13 protein-coding genes are annotated in these 21,016 nt (G+C 63.0%); 11 read left to right on the plus strand and 2 right to left on the minus strand.

What is annotated here, in order from left to right; all coding sequences use genetic code 11:
- The first annotated feature begins 32 nt into the window (after positions 1–32).
- The 3 genes from WFP36_RS12180 to WFP36_RS12190 all read left to right on the plus strand — a co-directional run bounded on the left by WFP36_RS12180 (position 33) and on the right by WFP36_RS12190 (position 4,597).
- Positions 33–1,883, plus strand: coding sequence for an arylsulfatase (locus WFP36_RS12180; protein WP_336980771.1), 1,851 nt, complete (start codon positions 33–35; stop codon positions 1,881–1,883).
- A 162-nt stretch (positions 1,884–2,045) separates the two neighbouring features.
- Positions 2,046–3,314 carry a DUF1254 domain-containing protein gene (locus WFP36_RS12185; RefSeq protein ID WP_336980772.1) on the plus strand — a complete coding sequence of 423 codons (1,269 nt, stop codon included), beginning with the start codon at positions 2,046–2,048 and terminating at the stop codon, positions 3,312–3,314.
- Positions 3,315–3,325: 11 nt separating this feature from the next.
- A complete protein-coding gene (locus WFP36_RS12190; protein ID WP_336980773.1) occupies positions 3,326–4,597 on the plus strand; it encodes an anaerobic sulfatase maturase in 1,272 nt (423 codons plus the stop codon).
- Positions 4,598–4,616: 19 nt separating this feature from the next.
- Here WFP36_RS12190 and WFP36_RS12195 read toward each other — a convergent pair whose 3' ends face one another.
- Positions 4,617–6,206, minus strand: a complete 1,590-nt coding sequence (locus tag WFP36_RS12195; RefSeq protein WP_336980774.1) for a GMC family oxidoreductase — start codon at positions 6,204–6,206, stop codon at positions 4,617–4,619.
- Positions 6,207–6,861: 655 nt separating this feature from the next.
- Between WFP36_RS12195 and WFP36_RS12200 the strand changes: the two genes are divergently transcribed.
- Positions 6,862–9,225, plus strand: coding sequence for an arylsulfatase (locus WFP36_RS12200; RefSeq protein WP_336980775.1), 2,364 nt, complete (start codon positions 6,862–6,864; stop codon positions 9,223–9,225).
- Between the two features lie 80 nt (positions 9,226–9,305).
- Positions 9,306–10,157, plus strand: coding sequence for a TauD/TfdA dioxygenase family protein (locus tag WFP36_RS12205; protein ID WP_336980776.1), 852 nt, complete (start codon positions 9,306–9,308; stop codon positions 10,155–10,157).
- 101 nt (positions 10,158–10,258) lie between these two features.
- On the opposite strand, the gene WFP36_RS12210 is transcribed toward WFP36_RS12205, so the two are convergent.
- Positions 10,259–12,358, minus strand: coding sequence for a phosphocholine-specific phospholipase C (locus tag WFP36_RS12210; RefSeq protein ID WP_336980777.1), 2,100 nt, complete (start codon positions 12,356–12,358; stop codon positions 10,259–10,261).
- Positions 12,359–12,490: 132 nt separating this feature from the next.
- Here WFP36_RS12210 and WFP36_RS12215 point away from each other — a divergent pair, with 132 nt between their 5' ends.
- From WFP36_RS12215 to WFP36_RS12240, 6 genes are all read left to right on the plus strand, one after another.
- Complete coding sequence (locus WFP36_RS12215) at positions 12,491–13,699, plus strand: phosphatidylinositol-specific phospholipase C1-like protein (RefSeq protein WP_336980778.1); 1,209 nt, start codon at positions 12,491–12,493, stop codon at positions 13,697–13,699.
- Between the two features lie 111 nt (positions 13,700–13,810).
- Positions 13,811–16,570 carry a TonB-dependent receptor gene (locus WFP36_RS12220; protein ID WP_336980779.1) on the plus strand — a complete coding sequence of 920 codons (2,760 nt, stop codon included), beginning with the start codon at positions 13,811–13,813 and terminating at the stop codon, positions 16,568–16,570.
- 89 nt (positions 16,571–16,659) lie between these two features.
- The gene (locus WFP36_RS12225) at positions 16,660–17,298 is read left to right on the plus strand and encodes a sulfotransferase family 2 domain-containing protein (protein WP_336980780.1); all 639 of its coding nucleotides are present in this window, start codon (positions 16,660–16,662) and stop codon (positions 17,296–17,298) included.
- Positions 17,295–17,936: an aspartyl/asparaginyl beta-hydroxylase domain-containing protein gene (locus tag WFP36_RS12230; RefSeq protein WP_336980781.1), complete on the plus strand. Its 642-nt coding sequence runs from the start codon at positions 17,295–17,297 to the stop codon at positions 17,934–17,936. The genes WFP36_RS12225 and WFP36_RS12230 overlap by 4 nt, the downstream gene beginning before the upstream one ends.
- Positions 17,933–19,852, plus strand: coding sequence for a tetratricopeptide repeat-containing sulfotransferase family protein (locus WFP36_RS12235; RefSeq protein ID WP_336980782.1), 1,920 nt, complete (start codon positions 17,933–17,935; stop codon positions 19,850–19,852). Before WFP36_RS12230 ends, WFP36_RS12235 begins: the two co-directional genes overlap by 4 nt.
- A gap of 3 nt (positions 19,853–19,855) precedes the next feature.
- Positions 19,856–20,806 carry an aspartyl/asparaginyl beta-hydroxylase domain-containing protein gene (locus WFP36_RS12240; protein ID WP_336980783.1) on the plus strand — a complete coding sequence of 317 codons (951 nt, stop codon included), beginning with the start codon at positions 19,856–19,858 and terminating at the stop codon, positions 20,804–20,806.
- Positions 20,807–21,016 lie beyond the last annotated feature (210 nt).

The following is a 21,016-nucleotide window of genomic DNA, read 5'->3' on the forward strand; positions in this document are numbered from 1 at the left end:
CCGCGATGAGGCCGGGCAGCAGGGGTTCAATCATGCATAAACGAGTACTTCAGTCCGTCACCGCGCTGGTTTCGGTAGTATCGCTTGCGGGGCAGGTCCACGCACAGGAACAGACCTATCAGGGCAAGGTGGGCCGCACGCTGGCCGAATCCACCGAATGGTGGCCCGAACCGGCCAAGGCCCCGGCAGGCGCGCCGAACATCGTCTGGATTCTGCTGGACGATGTCGGCTTCGGCGCATCCAGCGCATTCGGTGGCGCCATCGCCACGCCTACGCTCGACCAGCTGGCGCAGCAGGGCCTGCGCTACACCAACTTCCACACCACGGCAGTCTGCGCCCCGACGCGCGCCTCGCTGTTGACGGGCAAGAACAGTTCCTCGGTCCATGTCGCCGGTTTTTCGCATACCATCCTTTCGGCGGGCTTCCCCGGCTGGGACGGGCGCATTCCGGCGGAAGACGGGACGATTGCCGAAATCCTGCGCGATCAGGGCTACAATACCTTCGCGGTCGGCAAATATGGCGTGACGCCTGACGAGGATTCCACCGATGCCGGCCCGTTCGACCGTTGGCCCACCGGCAAGGGTTTCGATCATTTCTTCGGCTTCCTCGGTTCGCAGACCGATCAGTACAAGCCCGATCTGGTGGAGGATCAGGTGCATGTGCAGCCTGACGGACGGCACCTGAGCGAGCAGATGACCGACAAGGCCATCGGCTATATCGAGCGGCAGCAGAAGGCCGCCCCCGGCAAGCCCTTCTTCCTCTATTACGCCCCCGGCGCCACGCACGCGCCGCATCAGGTCGCCGCCGAATGGAGCGACCAGTACAAGGGCAAGTTCGACGGTGGCTGGGATGCCTATCGCGAACAGGTGTTCGCGCAGCAGAAGAAGCTGGGCATCATCCCGGCCAATGCCGTGCTCCCTGACCGCGACCCCGGAGTGAAGGCCTGGAACTCCCTGCCCGCCGATCAGAAGAAGCTCTATGCCCGCTTCATGGAAGTCTATGCCGGCTTCCTGACCTATACCGATCACGAGATCGGCCGTCTGGTGGATCACCTCAAGCAGACCGGCCAGTATGACAACACGCTGTTCGTGGTGATCGTGGGCGATAACGGCGCCAGCAAGGAAGGCACCGCCTATGGCGATATCGACCGCAGCCTTGTTGCCCCCGCGCTGAGCGAGCAGGAAAACATCGCCTATAACCTCGCCCGCATCGACCAGCTGGGCAAGCCGAGCGCGATCGAGGGCAATTACCCCATCGGCTGGGCGCAGGCGACCAACACGCCGTTCCGGCGCTGGAAATCGGATGCGAACAGCGAAGGCGGCACGCGCAATCCGCTGATCGTTTCCTGGCCGCAGCAGATCAAGGATGGCGGCACGTTCCGCACGCAATATGGCCATGTGATCGACATCCTGCCGACCACGCTGGAACTGGCGAAGCTGAAGACCCCCACCAAGATCCGGGGTGTGGAGCAGCAGCCTGTCGAGGGCATTTCGCTGGCCTATTCGGTGAAGGACCCGGCCGCGGAATCCCGTCACAAGACCCAGCATTATTACATCTTCGGATCGCGGGCGATCTATCACGATGGCTGGAAGGCCGGGCTTGCCTTCCCCAACCGCTTCGTCACCGGCAGCCCCGGCGGCGACAAGCCGTTCGATGAAAATGCCTGGGAACTCTACCACGTCGACGAGGACTTCAACGAACGCTTCGACCTGGCCAAGAAGCATCCCGAAAAGCTGGCGGAACTGAAGGCCCTGTTCGAGCAGCAGGCCCAGAAATACGATCTCTATCCGCTGATCACCTGGGACGATATCGGCAAGATTCATCGCTCGCCGGACAGCGGGACGCTCGAGGAAGAGCTCCGCAAGATCAACCCCAACCACTGACCGGCATCGGCCTGGCGGCGTCATTGCCGTCAGGCCGATCCTGACAGCCATCGACCAGATTCGCACAGGATTCGTCCCATGCTCGATTTTGCCCCCTCCCGCCGTCAATTCCTCGGTGCCGTAGGCCTCGCAGGGGCCGGCGCCTTGCTTCCCCTGTCATCCTTGCGCGCTGCGGACAGCCTGTCGCAACTCGCCGAAGATGCGTTCATCTGGGGCCTGCCGCTGGTGCTGAGCGGGCGTTATATCGAAATCGCAAGAAAGGCCGGCCTGAGCTTCAACCAGTTCTATCTGAGTCCCGATCTTGCCACTCCCGCGACGCATGCGGCGGGACCGAACATCGACACGCTCTATGGTTTCGCCTGGCTCGACCTTACGGGCGGGCCGCAGGTGATTGCAGTGCCGGATACGCACGACCGCTACTATTCGATCCAGTTACTCGACACCTATGGCGATAGCTTCTCCTATATCGGCAGGCGGGTGACCGGCACCAAAGCGGGCGCCTACGCCATCACCGCACCGGGGTGGAACGGCACACTTCCGCCCGGCGTGACAGGAATTGCCGCACCGACCGGCAAGATTCTCGCGCTGGTGCGCACTCTGGTCAGCGGATCGACCGATCTCCCGGCAGCGCAGGCCATCCACGCCTCCTATTCCACAGGGCCGCTGTCCGCCTGGCCACAAGGGCGCCTGCCCGCCATTGCCCGTGCCAACTCGATCAACGTGATCCCTGCACTCGACCTGACGGCCTTCGATGCCGGCTTCTTCGACGAGCTCGACGCGCTGGTACACCAGTATCCTCCGGTACCGGAAGATACTGCCAACCTCGCACGTTTCGCACCGCTGGGTATCGGCAGCGGGACGCCGCGCGGACCCCAGTTGAGGGCGACACTCGCTGCCGCGATCCCCGCAGGCCTCGCACGCATCCAGGCGGCGCAGGCCGCATCGTCCACCGTGATCAACGGCTGGCGCAGCAACCTTTCGATCGTGCCATTTATTCGCGATCCTCTCGCGCGGGCAGCGATCAACACCTTCGGCCCCGGCGCGCACATTGCCAAGGAAGCGCTCTACTTCAGCGCGGCGCAAGGGCCTGACGGCAAACCGCTTGACGGCAACCGCCGTTACCGGCTGCACTTCGCGCCGGGCCAGACACCGCCGGTGGACGCGTTCTGGTCGCTGATCCTCTACGACAGGAACTTCTTCCTGTTCGACAATCCGGCGAACCGCTACGCATTCAACGACCGCAGCGAAGGCCTGATCTACGCGCCCGACGGGTCGCTGGAGATCGTGATCGGGGCCGACCAGCCGCAAGGCCGGATCAACTGGCTGCCCGCCCCGCGCGACAGCTTCCAGCTCATAACGCGGTTCTACCAGCCGCGCCCTTCGGTGTTCGACGGAAGCTACAAGCTGCCCGCCCTCGAACTGGTGGGCTGAGGGTCTCCGCGATGACACAAGCCTCGATCGATACCGCGCGCCCAAGCACGGCAGGCTTTCACGTCATGGCCAAGCCCAGCGGCCCGGCGTGCAATCTCGACTGCACCTATTGCTTCTATCTGGAGAAAGAGGCGCTGTTTCCGGGCAAGAAGATGCGCCGCATGTCGGACACGGTGCTGGAAGCCTATGTCCGCAACACTATCGCTTCGACCCCCGCCGGCCATCCGGTCCACTTCACCTGGCAGGGTGGCGAGCCGACCCTGCTGGGCCTCGATTTCTATCGTCGGGCAGTCGAACTGCAGCAGCTTTACGGGCCGGGCCGCCAGATCGAAAACAGCTTCCAGACCAACGGCACGCTGATCGACGAGGAATGGGCAGCCTTTCTGGCCGAGCACCGCTTCCTTGTCGGCCTCAGCCTCGATGGCCCGCGCGAGATACATGACCGTTATCGCCGCTATCGCTCAGGCGCGCCGACCTTCGATCTGGTGATGGCCGCGCTCGAACGGCTGCAGCGCCATGGGGTGGACTATAACGTCCTTGCCTGTGTCGACCGCCATTCCGCGCAACACCCGCTTCAGGTCTATCGTTTCCTCAAACGACAGGGCGTAAAGTTCATCCAGTTCACACCGGTGGTGGAGCGCCTTGCCGGCCCGCGCGAGAAGGAACTGGGGCTGGACCTTTCAGGGCCCGGCGCGGCTGAGGAAGGGGAAGCGGATAGTGGCATGGCGCCGTTCAGCGTGCGCCCGGCAGACTGGGGGCGCTTCCTCTCGGTCGTATTCGGCGAATGGTCGCGTCAGGATGTGGGCGACGTCTTCGTGATGAATTTCGAATGGACCCTTGCCTCTCTGGTGGGTGCGCCCGGCGTCGTCTGCGTCCACCAGCCGACCTGCGGCCGCGCGGTAGTGGCCGAGCATGACGGCACGGTCTATTCCTGCGACCATTTCGTCTATCCCGAATACCGCCTGGGCAATCTTGTCGAAACCAGCCTCACCGCAATGATCGACAGTTCGCAGCAGCAGGCGTTCGGACAGGCCAAGGCCGACACCCTGCCCGGACAATGCCGCACCTGCCCCTGGCTCAACCTGTGCTGGGGCGGATGCCCGAAGCACCGCTTCACCAGCACCGCCGATGGCGAAGCGGGCCTCAATTATCTGTGCGAGGGCTACGCCCGCTATTTCGCCAGCGCGACGCCTACGCTGCAACGCATCGCCGACCTGCTGGGCAGCGGCCGGGATGTGCGCGAAGTGATGGGCACAGGAACAACTGGGCCGGCCGGAGCCTGATCCCCCGCCCCGGGCCCGCTCAGCGCGCCCGGGCGATCAGATCCGCCGCCTTTTCCGCAATCATCACCGCAGGCGCGTGAGTATTGCCGCGAATGACGTCGGGCATCACCGAGGCATCCGCCACGCGCAGGTTTTCCGCGCCCAGCACGCGCAGCTGGCTATCGACCACACTGCCCATGGCGCAAGTGCTGGTGGGATGGCCCGCGCTGATCAGCGATGCGCGCAGCCATGCGTCGATCTGCTCATCGCTCTGCAAGTCGCCCCCCGGGGCGAGTTCGAATTCGGCAATATCCTTTGCCGGGGCAGTGGCGAAAAACTGGCGGATGAAGCGAAAACCCCGGCGCAGCCGTTCCCGGTCACCCTCGGCGCTCATGAAGTTGAACTGGACACGGGGGAGATCGAGCGGATTGGCAGATGCCAGCGTCACTTCGCCCCGGCTCTCGGGATCGAGCAGGATCGCCCCGCAGGAGAACATCGGCGTGGGCTGCTTGCGCCACAGGGGGAACCACAGCTGCGCATCGTAGCCGCTATGGACGATCTGGAACTGGATATCGGGCCGCTCCTGATCTTCCCCGGAACGAAGGAAGCCCTGGATCGACATCGGGCTCTGGCTCATCGGCCCCTGCCCGCTCAATTTCCACTGCAGGAAATTGAGCGCCACCCGATCGAGCCGGATATCCCGGTTGAAGCCGATCGGCACGGCCGATTTCCAGATGCCCATGGCAATGGGATGGTCCTGCAGGTTCTGCCCCACGCCCGGCAGATCGATCAAGGGATCGATCCCGGCAGCTTTCAGCGCCGCAGCGGGGCCGATGCCCGAATGCATCAGCAGATGCGGGCTGTTCAGCGCCCCTGCCGAAAGGATCACTTCCCCCCGGCATTCGAGCACACGGTGCGCACCGCCAGTCACGATCTCCACACCGGTCGCGCGCTTGCCCTCCAGCCGAACCCGCAGCGCGTTGCTATTGGCGATCACGTCCAGATTGGGCCGGTTCTTCACCGGATCGATGAAGGCCCGCACAGTGCTGGCCCGGCGCCCCTTGCGAATCGTGCAATCCGGCATGCCGAAACCTTCCGGCTGCGGGATCGTGAAATCAGGGCAGGCCTCATGCCCAAGCGCCTGTGCCGTCTGGAGGAAGGCAGGGAACAGTTGCGGGTCCGGCGCCATGGGGGTGACGTGCATCTCTCCACTGCCGCCATGGACCGCATTTTCGCCGCGCCAATTGGTTTCGGAGCGCTTGAAATAGGGCAGCACGTCCTCATAGCCCCAGCCTTCGTGGCCGGCATCGCGCCAGGCGTCATAATCCGCAGCGGCGCCGCGAATATACATGGTCCCGTTGATGGACGAACATCCGCCCAGCACCTTGCCGCGCGGGATCGGCTGCTGACGGCCGTCAAGACCGGGATCGGGCTCGCTCTCGTAACCCCAGATGAAGCGCGGATTTGCCGCAGCCTGCATCCAGGTGAGCGGCATGTCGATCAGGGGGTGGCGACATTCCCCGCCCGCCTCGATCAGCGCGACCCGGACGGACGGGTCGGCACTGAGCCGGTTGGCCAGAACGCAACCTGCGCTTCCCGCGCCCACAACGATGTAATCGTACACCTTCACCAGACATGCCCCTCGGATTCTGTTTGGCCGTGCCTAGCGCATAAGCGCGGCGACGGGGAAGGACGATCCGCCCTTTGCCCTCCGCTTGCGCCCCAATGGAAGCGGAGACTTTGGCCCTGGCGTAGCCCGTGAGCCACCGCCTGCCTTAGATTTTCCTGTATTGACGGCATAATCTCTACTAACTAGATAGGGATTAAGCGAAGGATGTGATTCCGCCCTCGCCGGAAAGTCAGGAATCCGCGGCTTTTGACCGGGAAGCAGCTTGCTCCGCGTTACCAACGGCTAAAGCGCGCGATGCTGGGGCGACAGCGCCAGGCATCGTGTTCCCTCACTGTTGTGACGGGGTGATACGATGTCAGTATACAAGACAGGTTGATCGGGCTCAGCCCAAGGAGCCGCTCCGGCTAGATGGGCGGCGCCTGCCGCCATCCGTGCGGCCTGGACATATCCGGAAGAACAAGCGGGTCCTGTCGTCCCCCACGGGTATGGCACTCTGCCCGCGTATCAGCAGCGCTCGCGCGATGCGGGATTGTGTCCGGAATCCCCAAGCCCCGCCAGGCGACCACCCCATGGGAGCGGAACGCATGCACACCCTTTCCTCGTCCCTCTGACCTCCTTTGCCGAGCCCGGCACATCACCTCACCGGAGACCATACATGAAGACTGTTATCGCGCGGACCGTGTTGCTGCTGGCGGGCACTACTCTCGCTTCGGGCCTTGCTTCGACGGCGACGGCCCAGACCGCGCCTGCAGGCGGCGGGTTTTCCCCGGCAGCGCTTGCGGCGCGGCTCGGCGCGCAACCCGGCTTTCCGCAGCAGCCCAAGGCGCCAAAGGGTGCTCCCAACGTCCTCATCGTGCTGCTCGACGATGTGGGGTTTGCGGCGTCTTCCGCCTTTGGCGGCCTGATCCCGACGCCGAATATCGACAAGCTGGCCGAACAAGGTGTGCGCTACAACCGCTTCCACACTACCGCAATCTGTTCGCCTACCCGTGCGGCCTTGCTGACCGGGCGCAATCACCATCAGGTCGGTTTCGGCAATCTTGCGGATATCGCGGCCGGCACTCCCGCCTATGACTCGGTCTGGAAGCCGGAAACAGCCTCCATCGCCCGCATCCTGCAGAGTAACGGCTATTCCACTGCCGCCTTCGGTAAATGGCACAATACGCCGCGCTGGGAAGTTTCGGCCGCCGGCCCGTTCGACCGCTGGCCCACCGGGCTGGGCTTCGACCATTTCTATGGCTTCCAGGGCGGCGAGGACAATCAGTGGGAGCCCCATCTCTACAACGACACCACCCCGATTGCCGCACCCGCCACGCCGGAACAGGGCTATCACCTCACGACAGACCTGGTGGATCGGACGATTGCCTGGGTCGACGATCATAACGCAGCGGCGGCCACCAAGCCATATTTCGCCTATTTCGCGCCGGGCGCCACGCATATGCCGCATCACGTGCTCGAAGAATGGATCGCGAAGAACAAGGGCAAGTTCGACAATGGCTGGGACAAATATCGCAAGCTCGCTTTCGCCCGGCAGAAGAAGCTGGGTATCGTGCCGCAGGATGCACAGCTCACCCCGCGCCCCGAGGGGCTGCCTGAATGGTCGAGCCTGAGCCAGGAAGAACGCCGTCTCTATGCCCGGCAGATGGAAGTCTATGCCGGATTCCTTGAACAGACCGATGCCGAGGTCGGCCGCCTGATCGACGAGTTGAAGGCCCGGCCCGGCGGCGACAACCTGCTGATCTTCTACATCATCGGCGACAATGGCGGCAGCAGCGAAGGCGGCTTGCAGGGCTCGATCGCAGGAGAGGCGGCTTCGGCCGCCGGCGCTCCGCATGACGTCGCCACGCAGACGCGCAACCTTGCCAGCTTCGGCGGACCCGATCTCGCCAACCACTATGCCGCAGGCTGGGCCTGGGCAACGACCACGCCCTTTCAGTGGATGAAGCAGGTCGCCTCGCATTTCGGCGGCACTCGCAATCCACTGGTCGTCAGCTGGACCGGCCACACCGCCGATCCCGGGCAGGTACGTACCCAGTTCGGCCATGTGAACGACATTGCCCCCACGATCCTCGACGCTGCGGGCATTCCCTTCCCCGCCGAAGTGGACGGCGTGCGGCAAACTCCGTTCGAAGGTCAGAGCCTGGTACCCACCTTCACCAATGCGAAGGCGCCGGATCGCCACACTACCCAATATTTCGAGATTTTCGGCAACCGCAGCATCTACAAGGATGGCTGGGTTGCCGCTGCCAAGCGCAAGTTCGCTCCCTGGACGCTGATCGACAATATCACGCAGGCATTCGCGGACGATACGGCCACCGATAATTGGGAACTCTACAACGTGGTTGAAGATTTCAGCGAGGCGCGGGACCTGGCCAAGGCCAATCCTGCCAAGCTGGAGGAACTCAAGGGGGCATTCGCCAGCGAAGGAAAGCGCAACGGCGTGTTCCCGCTGCTTCCCCTGCCCTTCGGGGCCCCGACGATCGTCGACGCGAACCAGAAGCTCTTCTCATGGCGCCCCGGCATCAGCACCCTGCCACAGAACGGAGTGCCCGAACTGACCGGCCGGAGTCACCGGGTCGAAATCGACATCAAGGGCGATTCCTCGAAGGGCACAGGCGCACTCGTTGCATTCGGCGGGCGTCTGGGCGGCTTTGTGCTCTATGCCGGGGACGGCCATCTGCAGTTCGAGAACAACGCCTTCGGCCAGCAGCGCGACCGTGTCACGTCTACCATCCCCTTGCCCGCAGGCCCGGCGACGGTCGGCTTCGAATTCATTCCGGACAGTGCCGACCAGCAACCCTTCGCCCTGCTGCGCAAGCTGGGCGGCGGCAAGGTTCGCCTGTTCGTGAACGGCAATGCTGCGGGCGAACTGGCCGTGCGCCAGTATCCGACAGCCGTCGGCTCGTTCAACGAAGGCTTCGATATCGGACGCGATACCGGATCGCCGGTAAGCGACGAGACAAGCGCGCAAGGCACCTATTCTCAGGCCCTGGGTGAAACCAGAATCCAGCTCAAGTGAGTTGAGGGGCGGCAGGCGGGCGGACGGCAAGGGGGCATGTGCCGTCCGTTCGCCTGTTGGGAAAGCGAGGAATGATAGAAATGAGTTTGGAAATCAGGACGGCCGGCAATGTCGGCGTCGAAATTCTCGGTGTGGACCTGTCTCGGGAGCTGGACGACGAGACCTTCGAGGCCATCCGCCGCGCCTTTGTGGAGCATGGCGTGGTCTTCTTCCGCGACCAGACGCTGGATGAAAAACAGCATATCGCCTTTGCCCGGCGATGGGGCCCCATCAATATCAACCGGTTCTTCGCCGCCCATCCGGCCTATCCGGAAATTGCCCTGGTGGTGAAGGAACCGGCGCAAACGCAGAATATCGGCGGCGGCTGGCACACCGATCACAGCTATGATCGCATCCCCGCCCTCGGTTCCATTCTGGTGGCGCGCGAAGTCCCGCTCAGCGGCGGAAACACGGCCTTCGCATCGATGTACGCCGCCTACGATGCCCTGCCAGCCGGGTTGAAGCGTGAAGTGGAAGGGCTGAAGGCCGTTCATTCCGCGCGCCATATCTTCGGCAGCAAGGCCGTCGAAGCGATCCGCGAGAGCGAAATGCGCAAGGATGGGCGGCTCGGCAATTCCTCTGCTGCCGACATGCTCGAGGACGTCGAACATCCGCTGATCCTCGTCCATCCACTGAGCGGGAAACGCGCCATCTACGTCAACCCGGCTTTCACGATCGGCATAGCGGGATGGGACAAGGAAGCGGCCGGGCAATTGCTCGTCGAGCTTTATGCCCATTGCATCAATCCCGATTTCATCGGGGAGTTCGTGTGGCAACCCGGATCGATCGCCTTCTGGGACAATCGTGCAACCTGGCACTTCGCCCGAAATGACTATCACGGGCACCGGCGCGAGATGCACCGCATCACGATCGAGGGAGAAGCATTGGCCTAGCTCGTGAACTCAAAGCACCAACACGGGGTCTCAAAGGGAGGACCTCGCGCCGGATCGGGGAGGCTGGAAAGCTTGCCTCCCCGGAAAAAACAGGATCGCGCCTAGGCGGTCAGGGTGAGCGGCCCCATCCCGCCCGCGGCGGGATCGGAATAGGAGCCTTCGCCATTCTCGACATGGCCCGCGATGCGCCAGACCTGACCGCCCGCCGCGAATTGGCGGTCGTACCAGCCATGGCTCTTTGCGAGATCGAGCGGGATGCTGCGAGATTTCCCGCCAGCCAGCTCGATTGTCTGGGGCGCGGCGCCATAGGCCTGGTCCGTCATGGCGATGGACAGTGGCTTTGCAGTGAGATTGACGAGTTTGAGCATGGGCCGGGAGGCCGAGGCTTCCTCGACGCTGACCGAGAAGATGCCCCCTCGCCCGATCAGGCGCCGGTGGAAACCGTTGGGGCCGAGGATGAAGAGATCGGTGCCCTCGTCCAAGCCGGCCAGCGAGTGGGCCAGTTCCTCGCCCGCGCCGACCGTATAGCGGGCAGGAACCTCGTCCAGCCGCTTCACGTCATAGACATGGAACACCGCCGCGCGTTCCGACGAGTGGTTGGCGAACAACACCGCCGCACCGCTTTCCCCGACCTGCAACCGGGCATCGAGCCTGTAGGGCGTGGCACGCCGCCGCCGCAGGCCGGTTTCCTGCACGGGCGCGGTGAGGTTTTCCGGAAGCGGCGGGGGAACTTCCTCCAGCTTCGACGCGCGTTCAGACAGGGCAGCAGTGGCCGGAAGCGTCGCCATGAATTCGACAGTGTCGGGCAGGCTGAAGTCGAAGCAGGACGTCAGGTCCCCGCATACCGCACGGCGCCAGGCGCTGATGTTGGGCTCGTAGACGCCGAAGCGCGCTTCGAGGAAGCGCAGGATGCTCGTATGGTCGAAGACCTCCGAAGAGACATATCCGCCCTTGCTCCAGGGCGATATCACATAGAGCGGCACTCGCGGCCCGAGACCATAGGGCCGGTCCAGATAGGCCGCATCTTCGGCCGCCTGCGAATGGACGTGATATTCGTCATCTGCCGGGATGCTCGTCGCGCCAATGACGCGCCCGGAAACGCGCGCGGGCGGAGCCGGAGGCGGCACATGGTCGAACAGGCCGTCATTCTCGTCAAAATTGATGAGCAGTACCGTGCGGGCCCAGACGTCCGGATTGGCGGTGAGCGCATCGAGCACCTGCGCCGTATAATCCCCACCCTGCAGCGGAGTGGAGGTGCCCGGATGTTCCGACAAGGCGGCGGGCGCGACTACCCATGAAACCTCCGGCAACCGGCCGGCAAGGACATCCTGCTTCAGATCGCCCAGCGCGCGCGTCGTGGTGGTCCGGCGGGCAAGAAGCCCCGCCTCGCCCTCGGACACGCCTTGCGCCTCGCGATAGCGCCGGAAGCCGACCACCGGATTGTCCGAAAAATTGTCGGCCATGTCCTGATATATCTGGAAGCCGATGCCGGCCGCCATCAGCCGTTCCGGATAGGTCGTCCAGAGATAGCCGCCATGGCCCAGCGGATCGGCGCCCAGCGTGTCATAGCCATTGTCGATGGCCGGGCCATTGCCGCGCGCCAGCGGATCATGCGTGCCGGTCCAGATGAAGAGCCGGTTCGGGTTCGTGCACAGGTGCAGCGCGCAATGATAGGCGTCGCACAGAGTGAAGGCTTCGGCCAAGGCATATTGGAACGGCAGATCTTCACGCGTGAAATGCGCCATCGCGTGATTGTGCTTGTGGAGCGGCCATGCGCCCATCCGGCCATTGTCCCACGCGGCCTGGCTATCGGTGAAGCCATGGGGCGTACCGAGCGGGCGATAGAGGCGGAAATCCGCCGAGGTGTCGAGCCGGAAGGGGGCGATCAGTGCCGGCTGCGCTCCGAGATGCTCGTTAGGCTGGACCAGTACCGTGCGATCAGGTGCGGAAGGAAGCGGCGGGGCGGGAATGGCGAAGCGGTCTCCGTAACCCCGAACGCCGCGCATCGTGCCGAAATAATGGTCGAACGAACGGTTCTCCTGCGTGAGGATCACCACATGGCCGACATCCTGCAACGTGCCTGTCCGGCGAGCGGCGGAAATCTCCAGCGCGCGGGCAATCGACGGAGTGAAGGCCGAGGCCGCCCCCGCAGTCGCCATCATGTTGCGGATGAAGCTCCGGCGATCCTGCATCGTCACCATGCTCGGCCTCCCGAAAGCGCATGGGGGAGGATAATCGGGAAGCACGCCCTGCAATCTGTCACTGTCATCTCCACGTCTTGGCGCCGTGGTCTAGACCATGGATATGGCGATTGGGTGACGGAGAGGCCTGGAATGTGGAAGATTGCGGCCGTTTTTCTGGCGCTTTGCGCTTTGCCCGGCGGTGCGCAGGCCACCGGAGGTGATTGCGACCTTGCCGCGCCGGATGCCGCCAGCGCAGGGGCTGGATGCCAGCGCGCATGGATGGACCGCAATCTCAAGCTCAACGATCTTCTGATGGTCGGCACGCATAACAGCTACAAGACCCAACTGCCCGAGGCTGTCCTCGCCTTGTTGCGGACGGCATCTCCCGGCGATGCAGTGGAACTCGACTATCGGCACCGCCCGCTGGTGGAGCAGTTGGATGCAGGCGTGCGCCAGCTCGAAATCGACATCTACTACGATCCCGAAGGCGGGCGCTTCCTCGATCCGGCCGGGCTGCGCACAGCGGGCATCGAGCTGGATGCCGAGCATAAGGCGGAACTTGCCGGCCCCGGCTTCAAGGTAATGCATGTACAGGACATCGACGTCCTCAGTTCCTGCGCGACGCTGAAGGCCTGTCTGCACATCGTACGGAACTGGTCGCTGGCTCACCCGGATCATGCGCCGATCCTGCTGATGGTGAACGCCAAGACCGACCCCGCACCACTGCCCGGCGGGGTGGACGCCCTGCCCTTCGATGCCGCCGCGTTCGACGCGCTGGATCGCGAGGTACACGCGGTTTTCCCGCCCGCAGCGCTGATAACGCCCGACGATGTGCAGGGGGCCTATCCGACATTGCGAGAGGCAGTGCTAGACAATGCCTGGCCAACCCTCGGCGAGGCGCGGGGTAAAGTCCTGTTCGCGCTCGACGAGGGCCCGGAGAAAGTCGAAGTCTATCGCGGCGGACGGCGCTCGCTGGAAGGCCGGGTGTTTTTCGTCAACACCGACGAAAGCTCTCCAGCCGCAGCCTATCTGACGCTCAACGATCCAATCGCGGACGGGGAGCGTATCCGCAAGGCCGTTGCGGCAGGCTTCATCGTCCGCACTCGCGCCGATGCGGGCACATTGGAAGCCCGCGCGAACGATACCGTGCGGCGCGATGCCGCGCTGGCATCCGGCGCGCAATACGTGTCGACCGACTATATCTGGCCGGAACCAAGGCTGCATAATGATTACCGGGTGCGCCTGCCCGGCGGCGCGGCGGCACTGTGCAATCCGGTGCGAGCAGCCGACCGCTGCGATGGGTCTGCCGTGGAGGCTGGGCCGCAGGAGGCGCTTCGGCCCGCAGAGGCTTCCGATTGAATATCGTTTCAGCCGACACTGTCACAGAGATGTAGCCGCAACCTGCTTAAGGCCCCTGGTCCAGACCAAACTCATGGGGTAATTACAATGCATGCACTTCCTGTTCGGGCAATGCACCCGAGCAAACGCGGCCTGTTGCTGGCTGGCGTTGCGACCATCATTGCAGGCGCCATCCCGGGCACGGCATTCGCACAAGAGGCCAGCGAACAGCCCGACGATGCCATCATCGTAACCGGCTTTCGCAAGTCGCTGAGCGAAGCGCGCGACATCAAGAAAGAGGAAGTGATCCAGAAGGACGTCATCGTCGCTGAAGACATGGCGAAGTTCCCGGAACTGAACCTGGCCGAATCGCTGCAGCGCCTGCCGGGCGTGCAGATCACCCGCGAAGCGGGCGAAGGCCGCCGGATTTCGCTGCGCGGCCTGGGTTCGGACTTCGCCCGCGTCCAGCTCAACGGCATGGAAGTGCTGGGCAACGTCGACTCCGCGCAGGACAGCCGCGGCCAGCGCACGCGTGACCGCGCGTTCGACTTCAACATCTTCGCCTCGGAACTGTTCTCGCGCGTGGAAGTCGAGAAGACCTTCCAGGCTGCCCAGAACGAAGGCGGCATGGCCGGTACGGTCGGCCTGTTCACTGGCAAGCCCCTCGAATATGGCGCGGGCACCAAGGGCGCGGTATCGCTCAAACTCGGCACGAACGAATATACCGAAGATGCGCAGCCGCGCATTGCCGCCATGCTGAGCCAGAACTGGGACGACAGGTTCGGCATTCTGCTCTCGGTCGCCTATTCCAAGCGCAAGACCACCGAGCAGGGCCACAATACCTATAATTACGACAACCCCGGCGCCGACACCATGCAGGAATTGGTCGACAAGGGTCTGGACATCTCCGGCCTGACCGCCGAGCAACAGGCAAAGTTCCTCTCGGGCGACCTGTATTTTGCTGACGGCAATCGCATTTCCTCATGGAATGCAGAGGCCGAACGTCTGGGCCTGACGGGTGCGATCCAATGGAAGCCCAGCGACGACGTGCTGCTGACGCTTGACGTGCTGCATGGCGAATTCACAACCCACCGCAACGAAATGCACCTCGCCACGCGACCGCTCGCATCGTCGGGCTCCATTGCATTCGACACGCCCGCCAGCGCGGTCTGGCCGGACATTTTCCAGACGGCATCGGTCATCAACGATCTGGCCTGGGACAGCGACAATTACGTCACCATGACCGACGTAACCGGCACGACCTTCGGCAGCGAACATCGTCGCTCGCTGAACAAGAGCCGTTTCGATCAGATCGCGCTGACCGGCAATTGGGAAGCCTCGGACAGCCTCACATTCGACGCGCATGTCGGGTACGAGAAGTCGACCTACAAAACCCCGTATGACGACAAGTTCTACATGCGTGCCAAGGGCAATCTGGTCGCCAATTACGGCGCCGATGGTCAGTCGGCTTCGTTCGAATATCCAAATTGGGACCCCACCGATCCGGCGAATTACGCGATGGACGATTTCTACTATCGCTCGTTCAACAATTCGTCGGAACTGCGCGAAGGCGTGGCGAACCTGCGCTACAAGCTGAACGATGCCCTGACACTGCGCGCGGGCGTTGCCTATCACCGCTTCTCGCAGGACGGCATCGACCTGTTCTATGACGGCAACGTCAACGGCACCCGCCCCAAGACCCGTGGCACCTCGGTCGGTGATATCACCACCGTATTTACCAACAGCTTCGGTTCGTGGCTGATCGGCGATTACGATCTGGGCTTCGCGAAATACGACGAATATCATCGTCTCGAGAAGAACAAGGATGGCTCGGGCGGCGACCTCCAGGACATCGAGAACGTCTATACCACCTCTGAAGAGACGATTTCCGAATACGCCCAGATGGATTGGGACAGCCAGCTGTTCGGTAAGCGCTTCCGCGGTAATATCGGTCTGCGCGGCTACCACACCAAGACCAACAGCACCGGCTGGATCCAGGGCGACAGCTACGCCTATCTCGGCACGACCGACGTGGATGGCAGCTATTCGGGCGTATTGCCCGCGATGAACGCTGTGCTGGAAATGACGCCTGACATGCTGCTGCGCTTTGCCGCGACGCAGAACATCAACCGTCCCGGCATGGGTTCCATGGCGGCCAAGGGCAGCGCCTTCAAGAACGAGGATTCCGGCGAGATCACTGCGTCGCGCGGCAACCCCGAACTCAAGCCCTACAAGGACACCACGCTGGACTTCTCGGCCGAATATTACTTCGGCAAGGTCGGCCTGATTTCGGCAAGCGTGTTCCACAAGTGGATCAAGAACTTCATCGGTTCCGAGACACTTGAGGACATTCCGTTCAGCGAAACCGGCGTGCCCTACAGCACGATCCCCGGCGCGACTGCCGACACGATCGTCTCCGAATTCTCGATGCCGGTAAACATCGCCGGTACGAGAAGCCTGACCGGCATCGAACTGGCCGCACAGGCGCAGTTCTCCTTCCTGCCGGCCCCCTTCGACAATCTGGGCGCGGTGGCGAACTTCACTTACGTGGACGCCGACGAGGATATCACCGGCATTTCGAAAACCAGCTACAACGCGACGATCTATTACGAGACGGACCGTTGGGGCCTGCGCGGTTCCATGAGCCATCGCAGCCGCTGGTATTCGGGCCGCAGCGACTCCGTGATGAGCGCCAGTACGAGGGGCTTCGAAGCCACCACCTATGTGGACGCCTCGGCCTTCTACAACATCTCCGATGCGTTCCAGATCTCGCTCAACGCGATCAATCTGACGAACGAGAAGGACACCCAGTTCTGGGGTCAGAACCGGTATCTCTACAACCAGACCCAGAGCGGCACGACCTACATGGCCGGCCTCAGCTACAAGTTCTAAGGCATCCGCCTGAACCACATCACGCGCCCCCTCCCTGCGAGGGGGCGCGTTCTTTCCCGGTGTTACGAAACATGCCTGCGTGAGGAACCATGATTGTCTCTCATCGCCACCGTTTCATCTTCGCGGCTGTGCCCAAGACCGGCACCCATGCCGTGCGGCAAGCATTGCGCGAGCAAATGGGGCACGAGGACGTCGAGCAGGTAGGCCTGTTCGTCAACAAGCGCTTCCCCTGGCCGGATCTGGCGGCGATCCAGCACGGTCACCTCTCCTTGCTGCAATTGCGCCCTTATCTCGGCGAGGAAGCCTTCGCCGGCTATTTCAAGTTCGCCTTCGTCCGCAATCCGTTTGCCCGCTTCGTGTCCTACTGCGCCTTCATGCTGCGCGGCAATGACATCTTCCAGCGGCAGCCGCGCGAGGCAATGTATCACTTCCTGTTCCGGGAACCGCCTGAGCTGCACATCCTGTTCCAGCCCCAGGCATCGCTGCTGGTGGACGAGGATGGCAAGACGCTGCTGGCCGACACGATTGGCCGGGTAGAGGACATGCAGGGCTCCTACGACGCCATCTGCGCGCAGATCGGCATCCCTTCCCGCCCGCTGGAGCGCGTGAATGGCAGCAGCCATGGCGATTATCGCAACTACTACGACCGCGCCCTGATCGAGGGTGTCACGGCCCGCTACGCTCAGGACCTGGATCTGTTCGGATATTCCTTCGAGGGCACGCGATGACCCTTCCCCAGCCCACTCCTCCTGTTCGCCCGACCGCCAATCCACGCAAGACCACCACGGTCCGCAAGCTCGGCCCGGTCGATATCGCTGCATTGCAAGAAGCCGTGCTGGCCATCCCGGAAAACGTCTGGGACGCCGCGAACGCCGCCAAGCCGAACAAGTTCGAAGTGCTGGACCAGACCCGCCACATCGTTTTCCGCTTCATCCACAGCCCCCGCGACTGGCGCGGTTCTTACGATTGTCCGGCATGGCCCGAATGGCAGGAGATACTGGAGCCGGTGCTGGCGCAGGCCGTCCAGCCCTATGGCTACAAGCGCGGGGCATTCCCGCGAGTGATGCTGGCCCGGCTTCCTGGCGGGGGACTTATTCACCCACACATCGATGCCAATCCCGCGGCGAAATGGCCGCACAAGATCCATGTACCGCTCGTCACCAATGCAACGGTCGTCTCCTGCTTCGGCGGCGCGGAACACTATTTCCCGGTGGGTGAGGCCGTTGAGGTGAACAACCTTGGCCCGCACTGGGTGCGCAATGGCGGGGACGCCGACCGCATTCACCTGATCTTCGAATATTACGACACCGATCAGCCGGAGCCGGATTGGTTGAAGCCTTTGCTACTTGCCGGCCAGTCGCGATGACATCCCCTGCTGATACCGGCGAACGCGACGCCCTGCTTCAGGAAGCCAGGAACCTGCGCGTCAACAAACGGGCTCACGACGCGCTCGCCGTGCTTGCAAGGCTTCAGGCGCTCTATCCCCGCTTCAGCCGGCTCTATCAGGAACGTGGGCATTGCCACATCCTGCTTCAGGATGCCCCGGCCGCCATGGCCGCCCTGCAGGACGCAGTGAGCCTCAACCCGACGCTGCCGGCCTGCTGGGATATGCTCGAACAGCTTTATCGCATGCTGGGCGACACTGCCCAGGCGACGAAGTCGGCGCAAAACCTATCCATGTTGCGGCAGCTGCCACCGGAAATCGTAGTAGCCAACAGCCTGTTTGCCGATGGCGACCTTGCGCCTGCCGAGGACGTGCTGCGCGATTATCTGCGCAAGGATGGCGACAACGTCGGCGCGCTGCGTCTGCTGGCGCGTATATGCAAGGATCGAGAGGCCCCCGGCGAGGCGGAAGCGCTCCTGGAGGAAGCGATCGAGTTGGCGCCCGACTATCACGAAGCGCGGCTCGACTACGCGATGGTTCTGTTGCAGCAGCAGAAGCACCTGCAGGCCCGCCAGCAGGCCGAATGCCTGCTGCGGCACGACCCCGGCCATCGCGAATATCTCAAGCAATATGGGGCGGCCTGTGTGGGGCTTGGCGATCATGAGCCGGTGATCGACCTCTATGCGGGGCTTTTGGAAGGCCAATCTCCCAATGGGCTCGAAACAGCCGAACTGCGCTTGTGGCGGGCGAATGCCCTGAAGATCACGGGCAGGCAGGAAGAAGCCATTGCGGATTATCGCGCCTCCCTCGCGGCCAGCCCTGACTATGGCGTGGCATGGTTCGGCCTTGCCAACCTCAAGACCTACCGCTTCACCGACGATGAGATCGCGCGCATGCGCGCGGCGGAAGCCCATCCTGACACACAGGACATGGACCGGATCTACCTGTGCTTCGCACTGGGCAAGGCCTTCGAAGACCGGGGCGAATATGCATCCTCATGGCACTATTACGAGCGCGGCAATGCGGCTCGGCACCTCTCCTCCCGTTTTAGCCCCGAAGTCGCGGAAACCTGCGTCGATAGACTGAAACAGACCTTCACCGCAGAATTCCTGGCCGACCGGTCAGGCTGGGGAGTGGACGACCCCGCCCCCATCTTCATTCTGGGCCTGCCGCGCTCGGGCTCGACCTTGATCGAGCAAATCCTCGCGTCCCATTCCCTTGTCGAAGGCACGCAGGAGCTGACCGAAATCGGCCGATATGCCCGTGAAATCTGTGGCAGCGATCCGGATTGCAACCTGCCGCTCAACCCACAGGCAATGCAGCGGATGACTGCCGGAGACGCCCGCGCGCTGGGCGAGCGCTTCCTTGCCGAAACCCGAACCTATCGCCGGCTCGGCCGGCCGTTCTTCATCGACAAGATGCCGAATAATTTCTGGAATATCGGCCTGATCCACTTGATCCTTCCTCGATCGACCATCATCGACATTCGGCGTGAGCCCATGGCGTGCGGTTTCAGCAATTTCAAACAGCTGTTCGGCACCAACAATCAGGAATTCACCTACGGGATCGACGACTTCGCCCGATATTACCGTGCCTATCTCGATCTCATGCGGCATTGGGACACAGTGCTGCCAAGGCGCGTACTGCGCGTGCAATATGAAGACGTGGTCGAGGACCTCGACGGCAGCGTGAAGCACATGCTGGACCATTGCGGATTGCCTTTCGATCCTGCCTGCCTTGCCTTTCATCGGACAAAGCGCAGCGTGCGCACGCCCAGTTCGGAGCAGGTCCGTCAGCCCCTTGGCCGCGAAAGTCTTACCCAATGGCAGAATTATGCGCCGTGGCTCGCCCCCCTCCGGGAGGCACTGGGCGACGCATTAACCGGCTACAGGAACTGACCGATGCGACTGTCACGCCCCTTCTACCAATTGCCCGTTCTTTTCGAGACCGCCCGCCTTCAGGCCGAGGTCGCGGGTCTGCCGCCCGAGGCATGGGTGCCGCACCCCGATGGAGTGCCCGGCAACAGCGCGGCGCGCCTGATCACCGCTGGTGGCGTCGAGACAGATTCAGTTCACGGCCAGATGCTGCCGACGCAGTGGCTTGCCGCCATGCCCTATCTGCGTCAGGTCCTCGCTGGTTTCGGCGTTGTTTGGGGACGTTCACGGTTGATGCGGCTGGCCCCGGGCGTGGGCGTACCAGAGCATGCGGACATCAATTATCACTGGCACACGCGGGTACGACTGCACATTCCGATCTTCACCTTGCCGGAAGTGCGGTTTCACTGCGACGGACAGTCCCTGCACATGGGCGTGGGAGAAGCCTGGATCTTCGATAATTGGCGCCGCCATCACGTGGAGAACAATGCCGAGGCGGAACGCATCCATCTCGTGGCAGACACCTCGGGTACTGCAGCCTTCTGGCGTCTCGCCTGCGGGCAGGCGCCGCCCAGGGATCAATGGCGAACCGTAGATTGGCACCAGAAGGGCGATCCCCAGTTGCTTACCGAGAGCAACCATCGATCACCGATAATGCCTGCAGCCGAAGTGCAATTCCTGATCGAGGACCTGTGTGAAGAACTGACGATTGCAACCGATGCTGACGGCGCGGAAGGACGGGCAGCTCGTTTCGTCATGCTGATGGAGAGCTTCGTGTTCGACTGGCGCCAATTATGCGCCTTGCACGGCGTGGGCGGGCGAGCCCGGCCGGACTTCCTGCGCCTGGCCGATGCGGTGCGCACGGCAGCAAGGCCGCTCGGCGACGGTCTTGTCATGCAGACAAACGACGTCAGTGCACTGCTGGTGCTTGAAAAACGCGTCTTGCAGCATCTCGTCGTAGATGAAGAAGCGCATTAAGCCCTGCCGCGCTGGACCGAATGTCTGCAGCTCAAACGACGATCAAGGTCTGTAAGTGGGAGCACCCATTGGCGGTCCGCGCGACTGCGAAAATTCATTCGTGCAGGCCACGAAGCAGGCGGAACACGCCTTCAAGCACGCACGCTATCGGATATAGCTGCGCTTGGTGTTGTATGGGTGTTTGGTATTGAGAGTTGGTTGCGGGGGTAG

Origin of the sequence: Fulverythrobacter fulvus, assembly GCF_037154085.1 — a bacterium.
Lineage (GTDB): Bacteria > Pseudomonadota > Alphaproteobacteria > Sphingomonadales > Sphingomonadaceae > Andeanibacterium > Andeanibacterium fulvum.